The 11,361-nt window shown below is 62.5% G+C and carries 11 protein-coding genes; 8 read left to right on the top strand and 3 right to left on the bottom strand.

Going from position 1 to position 11,361, the window contains the following annotated elements:
* Positions 1-5: 5 nt before the first annotated feature.
* Positions 6-614, top strand: coding sequence for a dual specificity protein phosphatase family protein (locus tag L4923_RS13805; RefSeq protein ID WP_239365943.1), 609 nt, complete (start codon positions 6-8; stop codon positions 612-614).
* Here L4923_RS13805 and L4923_RS13800 read toward each other — a convergent pair.
* From L4923_RS13800 to L4923_RS13790, 3 genes are read right to left on the bottom strand one after another with little or no spacing between them, the layout of a single operon-like run.
* Positions 611-1,642 carry a Gfo/Idh/MocA family protein gene (locus L4923_RS13800; RefSeq protein WP_239365940.1) on the bottom strand — a complete coding sequence of 344 codons (1,032 nt, stop codon included), beginning with the start codon at positions 1,640-1,642 and terminating at the stop codon, positions 611-613. The genes L4923_RS13805 and L4923_RS13800 overlap by 4 nt on opposite strands.
* On the bottom strand, positions 1,639-2,835 hold the full coding sequence (gene uxuA, locus L4923_RS13795) for a mannonate dehydratase (RefSeq protein WP_239365936.1): 1,197 nt from the start codon (positions 2,833-2,835) through the stop codon (positions 1,639-1,641). Before uxuA ends, L4923_RS13800 begins: the two co-directional genes overlap by 4 nt.
* Positions 2,836-4,305, bottom strand: coding sequence for a mannitol dehydrogenase family protein (locus L4923_RS13790; protein WP_239365933.1), 1,470 nt, complete (start codon positions 4,303-4,305; stop codon positions 2,836-2,838). It lies immediately after the preceding gene.
* A 212-nt stretch (positions 4,306-4,517) separates the two neighbouring features.
* Here L4923_RS13790 and uxaC point away from each other — a divergent pair, with 212 nt between their 5' ends.
* The 7 genes from uxaC (at position 4,518) to kduD (ending at position 11,344) form a co-directional block, all read left to right on the top strand.
* Positions 4,518-5,927 carry a glucuronate isomerase gene (uxaC, locus tag L4923_RS13785; protein WP_239365930.1) on the top strand — a complete coding sequence of 470 codons (1,410 nt, stop codon included), beginning with the start codon at positions 4,518-4,520 and terminating at the stop codon, positions 5,925-5,927.
* A 64-nt stretch (positions 5,928-5,991) separates the two neighbouring features.
* Positions 5,992-6,969, top strand: coding sequence for a TRAP transporter substrate-binding protein (locus tag L4923_RS13780; RefSeq protein ID WP_239365928.1), 978 nt, complete (start codon positions 5,992-5,994; stop codon positions 6,967-6,969).
* Between the two features lie 113 nt (positions 6,970-7,082).
* Entirely contained in the window at positions 7,083-7,643 is a 561-nt protein-coding gene (locus L4923_RS13775; RefSeq protein WP_239365927.1) for a TRAP transporter small permease, read from the top strand.
* A 4-nt stretch (positions 7,644-7,647) separates the two neighbouring features.
* Positions 7,648-8,928: a TRAP transporter large permease gene (locus tag L4923_RS13770; RefSeq protein WP_239365926.1), complete on the top strand. Its 1,281-nt coding sequence runs from the start codon at positions 7,648-7,650 to the stop codon at positions 8,926-8,928.
* Positions 8,929-8,937: 9 nt separating this feature from the next.
* Positions 8,938-9,711, top strand: a complete 774-nt coding sequence (locus L4923_RS13765) for a FadR/GntR family transcriptional regulator (protein WP_239365925.1) — start codon at positions 8,938-8,940, stop codon at positions 9,709-9,711.
* Between the two features lie 26 nt (positions 9,712-9,737).
* Entirely contained in the window at positions 9,738-10,583 is an 846-nt protein-coding gene (gene kduI, locus L4923_RS13760; RefSeq protein ID WP_239365924.1) for a 5-dehydro-4-deoxy-D-glucuronate isomerase, read from the top strand.
* Entirely contained in the window at positions 10,580-11,344 is a 765-nt protein-coding gene (kduD, locus tag L4923_RS13755; RefSeq protein WP_239365923.1) for a 2-dehydro-3-deoxy-D-gluconate 5-dehydrogenase KduD, read from the top strand. Before kduI ends, kduD begins: the two co-directional genes overlap by 4 nt.
* Positions 11,345-11,361 lie beyond the last annotated feature (17 nt).

Here is an 11,361-nt window from a genome sequence, read left to right as displayed (position 1 = left end):
CGAGCATGAACATCAACCACAGTGACAACCGGCCGATAACCGAGGAAGAGGAAGATCGTCTCCCGGTTCTGCTGCCCGTGCTCGCGGATATCGACGACGAAGGAAAGACGCTGTTCATTGGCAACGCGGTTGCCGCGAACGATGCCGAACTGCTTTTGCGCAACGGCATCACCTCGACGATGAACCTGGCGGTGAACGTCGAGATGCCGCCGCTGGCGCTCGGCGACGGCACTATCGTCAGGCGCACGCATATCGGCCTGATCGACGGACCGGGCAACATCGCCCACCATCTGCTCGGGGCCGTGTTGGTCCTGTACGGGATCGTCAACCAGAAAAGTCCGGGCAAGGCACATTATCCGCCGCACCGGGCTGGCAATGTGCTGGTGCATTGCCGGGGCGGGCGCAGCCGTTCCGCCGGCACCATTGCGCTTTATCTGCACCTTGCGCGACCTGAGCGCTTCCCGGCTTTCGAGGATGCGCTGCTCCACGTTCGATCATGCCGTGGGCTCGATGACACCCAGCCGCAGCCTGCCATGCTCGATCTTTGCCGCCAGGCATTGGCGGCATGGAAGCCGTCAGCTGGAGATGGCAAGTCGACGTGCGCGTTGCGCTAGCGACGCAAAACCGGTTGTGGGCTCCCAGTGTCCGCAGAGTGCAGCAGCGCATTGATCAGCTTGTGCACCTTCAGCGCCTCATGGCCGCTGACCTTGGGTTGACGTCCCATTTCGACTGCGTCGAGGAAATCGGCGAGGACCGCGCGGTGATGCTGATGGGAAAACGCCATCGGATCGGCACCCGTACCTCCACCGACGCCTTCGTCTTCGAAGTGGTAGTCACTGCCGTCATGGAACGCGGCTGACAGCTTGATGCCATCGAGCCTCGCCATGCCCTTCGTGCCTATGATGTCGATAGCGTCCGGATAGCCGGGATAGGCGGAAGTGGTGGCGGTGATCGAGCCGATGGCACCGTTGCCGAAGCGCATCGCGCCCGCCACCAGATCCTCGGTCTCCATGCGGTGCACCGGGCTCGTCACAGCATAGGCGGTCACTTCATCCGGCAGGCCGGCTGCCGAGATCAGCAGGTCGAGCGTGTGGATCGCCTGGGTCAGCAGCACGCCGCCGCCATCACGCGCTTTGGTGCCGCGCCCGGGCTGGTCGTAATAACTTTGCGGCCGCCAGTTGGTCAGGCGGGCGGAGGCGCTGACAAGCGTGCCGAGCCGACCGCTGCTCACCAATTCGCCCAGTGCAACGCCGGTCGGCCGGAAACGATGCTGCAGCACCACGCCCAGCTTGACATCAGCAGCGTCTGCCGCTGCGACAAGCGTCTCGGCACGTTCGAGACTGGTCTCTAGTGGCTTTTCCAGCAAGACGTGTTTGCCGGCTGCCGCTGCACGCTGCACCAGATCGAGATGCGTGTTGGGCGGCGTCAGGATCAGAACGGCATCGATGCTGCTGTCATCGAAGATCGTGGCTGAGTCTTCGCAGGTAGGCAGGCGGTAATTTTTGGCGAAGACCTCGCGCCGGGTTTGCGTCGGGCTGTAGGCAGCAACCACTTCGACGCGGCTGGCGAGGTCGAGCAGGCTTTGCGCATGCGGCGCCGCAGCCATGCCGAGACCGATCACCCCGAGGCGCAGCCTGCTCACCGGCTTGCCTCGCCCGGAATGCCAAATGTCTCGAAGCTGCGCATGATGCCGCGCAGCTCCGCCAGGCCCTTCAGGCGGCCGATGCAGGAGTAGCCCGGGTTCACCTTCTTGCCGATGTCGTCGACAATGGCGTGGCCGTGGTCGGGCCGCATCGGGATCTGCCAGTCGGTGCGGCCTTCGGCCTTTCGTCGTGCTTCCTCCCGCATCAAGGCCGCCACCAGCCTCACCATATTGGTGTCGCCTTCCAGGTGCTCGGCTTCGTGGAACGATCCATCGGGCTCCTTGGTGACATTGCGCAGATGCGCGAAATGGATGTCGGGCGCGAATTCCTTGGCCATGGCAACGAGATCGTTGGCAGCGTTGGCGCCATAGGAGCCGGCACATAGCGTCAGCCCGTTCGATGGCGAGCGACAGGCATCGAGCAGCTTGCGAGCGTCGGCCGCCGTCGAGACCACCCGTGGCAGGCCGAAGATCGGGAAGGGCGGATCGTCGGGATGGATCGCCATGCGCACGCCGACCTCCTCAGCCACCGGGACGATCTCGCGCAGGAAAGCAAAGAGGTTGTCGCGGAAATCCTCCAGCGAGATGTCACGATAGACGTCGAGCGCGCGCCGGAAGCTGTCGCGGTCGAAGATGAATTCCCGTGCAGGCACCCAGCCGATGAGGTTCTGTTCCAGTGTCGCGAGCGCGCTTTCGCTCTTCTTGGCCAGCCGCCACCGGGCGGCCTCGACACGCTCGGGCGGGTGATCTGCCTCGGCGCCGGCGCGTTTCAGCACCAGTACGTCATAAGCGCAGAAGTCGACAGCATCGAAGCGAAGCGCCGTGCCGCCATGCGGCATGGCGAAATCGAGATCCGTGCGCGTCCAGTCGGTAATGGCCATGAAATTGTAGCAGACCGTGCGGATGCCGGCCCTGGCGACGGCGCGGATCGATTGCTTGTAGTTCTCGATCCAGTCACGGTAGCGGCCGGTGCGGGTCTTGATCTCTTCGTGCACGATGATGCTTTCGACCACAGACCAGGTGAGCCCAGCCTGCTCGATCTCAGCCTTGCGTTTGGCGATCTCGTCGCCCGGCCAGGCACGGCCATCATTTATGTGATGCAGCGCGCTGACGATGCCGGTGGCGCCGGCCTGCCTGACATGCGCGAGCTTAACCGGATCGTCGGGCCCGAACCAGCGCCAGGTCTGTTTCATCTAGCCCTCCGCGAGAGTTGCGATCGCGGCACCGATACCGGCGTTGCGAATGACATCGAGATGAGCGCTCACCGCCCTTTGCAGGTCCGGTCGCTCCGCTTGTCCCGTGGCAAAGCCGGTACGGTCGAACACCTGCGAGACTGTGTCGGCGGCGGCGGACGATAAGCCGGCGAACACGCCTGCAAGCTGTGCGTCGAGCGGATCGGTGAACAGATCCGCGTCGAGTGCACCTCCACGAGCCTCACAAGCCGCGATCCAAGCAGCAACAACCAGTGCCAGGTGATCGATCGCGCCGCCGCGCCGAAGTTGTTCGACAGCCGTTGCCACGATGCGCTGCGGCAGTTTCTGGCTTCCGTCATTAGCGATCTGCGCGGTGCGGTGTTGCAAGGCTGGATTGTCGTAGCGATCGGTCAGTTTTCCGATATAGGCCTTTGGGTCAAGGCCGGCATTGTCGGGCAGAGTGGGGATGGCCTCGTTCCAGAGGCCTTGTACGAAACGCCGTATCATTGGGTCAGAGAAGGCATCGGCTACCGTCTCATGGCCGGAGAGCAAGCCGAGATAGGCGATCGCCGAGTGCGAGCCGTTGAGCAGGCGAAGCTTCATGTCTTCGAAGGGGCCGACATCGTCCACCATAGTGACGCCGAAGCGCTCCCAGGCCGGGCGGCCCGCAGGAAAACGGTCCTCGACCACCCATTGACTGAACGGCTCGGTCCGCACCGGCCAGGCATCCGCAACGCCAAGCGCAGCGGCTACGCGCGTGCGGTCGGCGTCGGTTGTCGCTGGCACGATGCGGTCGACCATGCTCGACGGGAAGGCGATCGATTGTTCGACCTGGGCGGCAAGCTTCGCGTCGCGGGCTTCGGCGAATTGCAGCAGCAGGCGGCGCAGCGTTTTGCCATTGGCCGGCAGGTTGTCGCAGGAAAGCACGGTGAATGGCCCAATACCGGCGGCCTGTCGGCGAGCCACAGCCTCAACGATGAAGCCGTAAACAGTTTTCGAGCGGTCGTGATGGGCCAGGTCCCACATGACGTCGGCATGGGCCAAGTCGAGATCTCCGGCCGCGTTGCGCAAATATGCTTTTTCCGTGACGGTCAGCGTGACGATGTGCACCGACGGCAGGCAGAGTGCTTCCAGCAATCTCTCCGGATTTTCCGGCGCAACGAGAAGCGACAGGATCGAGCCGACAACCCGCAAACTCTCGCCTTGGCCATCGCGCACCGCAAGCGAGTAGAGGCAGTCCTGCGGCGCCAGCGCGTCGCGTGTATCCGGACTGCGCAGCGATGCCCCGACGATACCCCAGCCGGTTTCGCCAGCGGCCAGACAGTCGTCGACATAAATGGCCTGGTGTGCGCGATGGAAGGCGCCGACGCCGAGATGTACGATGCCTGGCGTTACAGCCGAGCGATCGTAGCCCGGACGCGCGATATCTGCCGGCAAAGCAGCGAGTGATGCATTGGACAGGTCCGTCACGCGACGGCTCGCTTTGTCATGTTGTTCCTCCCGAGGTCGCTGCAGGACAGGCCGAACGCTCTTCTGTTTTAGCAACCTTTCCTTCGCTGCCTACACCGCGTTCTGGTGGGGCGCAACAAACTTATCATACAACATTACAGTTTTTGTATGTTGACATTACCTCGTGCCGCTCCTAGCCATTAAAGCGCCGAAGGAGGAGCGGCACGGTCATCATGAGTTCGCTTGTCGATCCAGACTTGCTGTTTCCGGCCGAACCTTCGGTCCGCCGGATAGCGCGCGAGCTCTACGGTCTCGTTAAATCCCTGCCGATCGTCAGCCCGCATGGCCACACCGAGCCGCGCTGGTATGCGCTCAATGAGCCGTTCCCGGACCCGGCGCAGCTTCTGATCGTGCCGGATCACTATGTTTTCCGCATGCTCTTCAGCCAAGGCGTCAGGCTGGAAGATCTCGGCGTCCCTGTGCTCGATGGCGCGCCGGTCGAGACAGACGGTCGCAAGATCTGGCGTCTGTTTGCTGAGAATTATTTTCTGTTCCGGGGTACGCCGACCCGGCTTTGGTTCGACTATGTCTTGTCTGATCTCTTCGGAGTCACCGAACCGCTGACCGCGGCGAACGCGGACCGACACTACGACGCGATCGCCGAATGCCTGCAGCGCGAGGAGTTCCGGCCGCGCGCGCTGTTCGAGCGTTTCAACATCGAGGTCATCGCTACCACCGACGGCGCGCTGGATGACCTTGCCTGGCACCGCCAGATCCGTGAGAGCGGCTGGCAGGGTCGCGTCATCACGGCCTACCGGCCGGACGCAGTGGTTGATCCCGATTTCGACGGCTTTGCAGGCAATCTCGACCGCCTCGGCGAAATCACCGGCTGCGATACAGGCAGCTGGGCCGGCTATCTCGACGCGCATCGCCAGCGCCGGGCCTACTTCAAGAGCTGCGGCGCCACGTCGACTGACCACGGCCATGCCACGGCGGAGACGGCCAATCTCTCGCGGGCGGCTGCGCAGGAACTGTTCAACCGTATCCGCGCCGGTTCTACCGACGAACGTGAGCGCCGACTGTTCCGCGCCCAGATGCTTACCGAGATGGCGAAGATGAGCCTGGACGATGGGCTGGTGCTGCAGGTCCATCCTGGGTCCTGGCGCAACCACTCGCCGTCGATGCTCAAGCGGTTCGGCCGCGACAAGGGATTCGATATTCCGACCTCCACCGACTATGTCGCCGCGCTGAAGCCATTGCTCGACGCAGTCGGTCTTGAGCGCGACCTCACGGTCATCGTCTTCACGCTGGACGAGTCCAGCTATGCGCGCGAACTGGCGCCGCTGGCCGGTGTCTATCCGGCGCTGAAGCTCGGGCCTGCCTGGTGGTTTCACGACAGCCCGGAAGGCATGCGCCGCTTTCGCGAGATGACCACCGAAACCGCCGGCTTCTACAACACCGTCGGCTTCAATGACGACACCCGTGCCTTTCCATCCATACCGGCACGCCACGACGTGGCGCGCCGGGTCGACTGTGCCTTTCTCGCCCGCCTCGTTTCAGAGCATCGCCTGAGGGAGGACGAGGCGTGCGAGCTGGCGCCGGAACTGGCCTACACGCTGGCAAAGAAAGCATACCGACTCTAGCGCGTTTCCGTTTCCGCGGAACGCTCTAACTTTTTGTTTTTACCGATATAAATGGGAGGAACCGATGCTGCATTTTTCGAAACTGGCCGGTCTGGCGCTGCTCGCCGCATCGCTGACGACCGGCACCGCACTTGCCCAGACGGTGCTGAAATCGTCTGATACGCATCCCGACGGCTATCCGACCGTCGAGGGGGTCAAATACTTCGGTGAACTGGTCAAGGAACGCACGGCCGGACGTTACGCCGTCGAGGTCTATCACTCGGCCCAGCTCGGCGAGGAGAAGGACACGATCGAACAGGTGCGCTCGGGCGTCATCGAGCTCAACCGCGTTTCCATGGCGCCCTTCAACGGCACGGTGAAGGAAACCATCGTCCCAGCATTGCCTTACATCTTCCGCTCGGAAGAGCATATGCACAAGGTGATGGACGGCGCCATTGGCGACCAGATCAAGGCGGCGTTCGAGCCGGCGGGGCTGGTGGCGCTTGCCTTCTACGATGCCGGTGCGCGCTCCTTCTACAACAAGCAGAAACCGATCAATTCGGTGGCCGACATGAAGGGCCTGAAGTTCCGCGTCATCCAGTCGGACATCTTCGTCGATATGGTCGCGGCGCTTGGCGCCAACGCCACGCCCATGCCTTATGGTGAAGTCTATTCAGCCATCGAAACCGGGGTTATCGACGGCGCGGAAAATAATTTCCCGAGCTACGACACGGCCAAGCATTTCGAGGTGGCGAAGAATTTCTCGCTCGACGAGCACACGATCCTTCCGGAGGTGTTCGTGATGAACAAGGCCGCCTTCGACAAGCTGACGCCGGAAGACCAGGCGATCTTCAAACAGGCAGCCAAGGACAGTGTCGCCAAGCAGCGCGAATTGTGGGCCGCCAAGACCGCCGAGTCCCGTTCCAAGGTTGAAGCGGCCGGCGCCAAGATAACCACGCCGGACAAGCAGGGCTTCATCGATGCCATGAACCCCGTCTACGACAAGCACATCACCGACCCGGTGCTGAAGAAGCTGGTCGAAGACGTCCAGGCCGTTCAGTGACGCAGCCGCGCATCGGCCCGAAAATCGGAATCGATTTTCGGAAAGCGCGATGCGCAGAAACACTCCAGTGGGCGGGCCCAGTTGCCTGCCCGTCCCCTCCGGGAGACAAGAGCATGCCTGCAAAACTGGAAAGATCGGCCAAGGCGCTTTCCTGGCTAAGTACGCTGTCACTGTGGCTGGCAGGCGCAGGCCTTGTGGTTATGACGGCAATCGTCGCCTGGCAGGTGTTCTGCCGCTACGTGCTGAACGACTCGCCGAGCTGGACTGAACCTGGCGCCGTCATGCTGATGAGCTGGTTTATCTTTCTGGGCGCGGCCGTCGGCGTGCGCGAGAACTATCACATGGGCTTCGATGTCCTGCTCTATGTCATGCCCAAGGGCGGCAAGGCATGGCTACGCATGATCTCCGACATCGTCGCCTTCGCCTTCGGCATAGGCATGGTCTGGTATGGCTCCCAACTCGTCATGCTGACCTGGAACACCACGCTGCCGTCGCTGCGAATCTCGGGCGGCTGGGACTACGTGCCGCTGGTCGCTGGCGGCACACTGATCTGCCTGTTTTCGCTGGAGCGCATGGTGCTGCGGCTCGCCGGCCAGCCGATCGACGACATCCTCGACGAACTGCCGCCGGCGGAAGTCGCCGCCGAACTCGACACCGCCAAAGTGAAGGCCTGACGCGATGGAAATCCTGATCCTGTTCGGTGTCTTCACGCTGCTGATGCTGATCGGCACGCCGATCGCCTTCTGCCTCGGTGTCGCCTCCTTCGCCACAGTGCTCTACATGGGCCTGCCGCCGCTGGTGATCTTCCAGCGCCTCAACTCCGGCATGAGCGTCTTTTCGCTGCTGGCCATCCCCTTCTTCATCTACGCCGGGGACCTGATGGTGCGCGGCGGCATAGCGCAGAAGATCATCGCCTTCGCAGCTTCACTGGTCGGCCATATCCGAGGCGGCCTCGGTCAGGTCAACATCGTCACCGCCACGCTGTTCGGCGGTATCTCCGGCTCCGCCGTTGCTGAAGCGGCGGCCGTCGGTGGCGTGATGATCCCGCAGATGAAACAGCGCGGCTATGGCGCCGATTATGCCGTCAACATAACCTCGATGGCGGCATTGATCGCGCTGATGCTGCCGCCCTCGCACAACATGATCATCTATTCGATCTCGGCCGGCGGAAAGATTTCGATTGCCGACCTGTTCACCGCCGGTGTCATCCCTGGCTTGCTCTATGCCGCAGCCTTGATGGTGACGGCTTATTTCGTGGCGCGCTCGCGCGGCTATCCGACCGAACCGTTTCCAGGATTTGCCAAGGTCGGCCAATATTTCCTGATCTCGATTCCTGGCCTGCTTCTAATCGGCATCATCTTCGGCGGCGTCCGCTCCGGCGTGTTCACGGCGACGGAAAGTTCCTGCATTGCCGTGCTCTATGCCCTTGCGGTCACTGCCTTCGTCTACCGCCGCATGACCTGGAACGACTTCGTGCATGCCACCTTCGGCGCGGTGCGCACGACCGCGATGGTGCTCCTGATCATCGGCATGGCGGCGGCGTTTTCCTGGCTCATGGCATTCCTGCGCGTGCCGGCATCGCTGATTGCCTGGATGAACACGATTTCCGACAACCCGATCATCATCCTGTTGCTGATCAATGTGCTGATGCTGGTGCTGGGCACCTTCATGGACATGGGGCCGACCATCATCATCTGCACGCCGATCTTCCTGCCGGTAGCGGTGGCCTACGGCATCGACCCGGTGCATTTCGGCGTCATTATGATCCTGAATTTCGGCATCGGGCTGAACACGCCACCGGTGGGGGCGGTGCAGTTCGTCGCCTGTGCCGTCGGCAAGATCTCGGTCTGGGAGGCAATGCGATCGATCTGGCCCTTCTATGCCGCCGGCCTCGTGGTATTAGGCCTCGTCACCTACATACCTGCGCTCTCGCTCTGGCTGCCGAGCGTTTTCAAATAGGCATCGATCATGGCATCAGAAACCGCCGAAGACCTGCGCATCGAACGCAAACCCAAGCTCGCCGAGCGTGTGGTGGCGACCTTGCGTGCCCAGATCGTCGGCGGCCAGATCATGCCGGGCCAGAAACTGCCGACGGAAGGGCAGATGACGGAAACCTTCGGCGTTTCGCGCACCGTGATCCGCGAGGCGATGGCGAGCCTGGCGGCCGACGGCCTTGTGGAATCACGGCAGGGTGCCGGCGTTTTTGTGCTCGAGCACCCCGCGCTGACCTTTTCCTCCTTCAGCCTGGAGATCAAGAAGGTCAGCCAGGCGATCAACGTGCTGGAAGTGCGCATGGGCATCGAGATCGAGAGTGCGGGTTTGGCCGCAATGCGCCGCAACGCGGCGCAGGAAGCGCTGATCCAGGAAGCCTTCTTCGAGTTCGACCGCTTGCTGCATCTCGGCGAGCCGACCGGCAAGGCCGATTTCGCTTTCCATCGCGAAATAGCGTCGGCCACCAACAACCCTTTCTATGTCGAGATCCTCGACGCGCTCGGCGATCGCACCATTCCCTGCGACCGCGCCTCGCCCTGGTATTCCGTCGAGGTGTTGTCGAACGAATATCTGACCGGCCTGCAGCGCGAGCATCTCTCGATCCTGCAGGCGATATCAGCCGGCGATCCGGACGCTGCCCGCACCGCCATGCGCGCGCATCTGATTGCCGCGCAGGATCGTTATCGCCAGCGCCTCACCACCCAGCAGGCGGAATATCTGGCGGCCGAGAAATCACCAAAGAAGCCCTGACTGCAATCCAGAAAGAAGCATCCGAAATGACAGCCACCAGCTATTCGTCCCGTTATGCCATCGACCCCAATGCCGCAGCGGCGATGGGCACGGACGAACTGCGCCACAACTTCCACATCGCCGATCTCTTCCATGCCGGTGCGGTCCATCTCACTTATACCCACTATGACCGCATGGTCGTCGGCGGCGCGGTTCCGTTGGCAACTCCGCTCGTGCTGGAAGCGATCAAGCCGACCGGGACCAAGAACTTCCTCGATCGGCGCGAACTGATCGCCGTCAACATCGGCGGCGCCGGAACCGTTCGGGCGGACAGTGAGAGCTTCGAAGTCGGCACGCGCGACATGGTCTATGTCGGCAAGGGCACCGAAACGGTTTCCTTCGCTTCGACCGATCCGGAGGCGCCGGCGAAGTTCTATCTGCTGAGTGCGCCTGCACATCAGGAACTGCCGGCAAAGCTGATCCGCATCGCCGATGCCAGGCGGCTCGACCTCGGCAGCCAGGAGACCTCGAACGAGCGCTCGATCTTCCAGTTCATCCATCCGGAAGGCGCGAAGACCTGCCAGTTGGTTGTTGGCATGACGCAGCTGGCGCCGGGCTCGGTGTGGAACACCATGCCATGCCATGTGCATGACCGCCGCATGGAAGCCTATCTCTATTTCGACCTCACCGAGGGTGCGCGCGTGTTCCATTTCATGGGCGAGCCGGACGAGACCCGTCACATCGTCATGAAGAACGAAGAGGCGGTGCTGTCGCCGGGCTGGTCGATCCATTCCGGCGCTGGCACGTCCAACTATGCCTTCATCTGGGCGATGGCGGGCGACAATGTCGACTACACCGATGTCGATCCGGTCGATATCGGTGAACTGCGATGAGCGATCTTTCCGCTTTCAGCCTGGAAGGCCGGCGCATCCTGGTGACCGGCGCCAACACCGGCATCGGCCAGGGCATCGCCATCTCGATCGGCAAGGCAGGCGGCGCCGTGCTGGGTGTCGGCCGCTCGGCCATGGACGAGACTGCCGCTCAACTCGCAGCGGTCGGCGCATCCTTCGCGCCCATCACCTGCGATCTTTCCGATCACCAGGCCGCGACTGCGATGCTGGATGCCGCCTGGACCGGACACGGACCGATCGACGGCATCGTCAACAATGCGGGCATCATTCGTCGCGGCGATGCGATCGACTTCAGCAAAGAGGACTGGGACGACGTCATGGACGTCAATTTGAAATCCCTGTTCTTTCTCACCCAGGCCTTTGCCCGCAAGGTGATGGCGGGCGGCCGAACAGGACGCGTCGTCAACATTGCCTCGATGCTGTCATTCCAGGGCGGCATCCGGGTCGCTTCCTACACCGCCTCGAAACACGGCGTGCTCGGCATTACCCGGTTGCTTGCCTGCGAGTGGGCGGCCAGAGGCATCAACGTCAATGCAATCGCTCCGGGATATATCGTCAGCAACAACACCGAGGTGTTGCGCAACGATCCCGACCGAAATGCCGCGATCCTCGGCCGCATTCCGGCTGGCCGCTGGGGCGAGGCCGACGACATCGGGGACGCCGCCGTGTTCCTCTTGGCGCCGGCTTCGAAATATATGCACGGCGCCGTGGTACCGGTGGACGGCGGCTGGCTCGCCCGTTGATCAAAAGGGAGTTGAGT

It is taken from the genome of Terribium retamae (assembly GCF_022347545.1).
Taxonomy (GTDB): domain Bacteria; phylum Pseudomonadota; class Alphaproteobacteria; order Rhizobiales; family Rhizobiaceae; genus Mesorhizobium; species Mesorhizobium retamae.
Note: the sequence above shows the minus strand (reverse complement) of the source record. Positions and strands in the feature narration are given on the sequence as shown.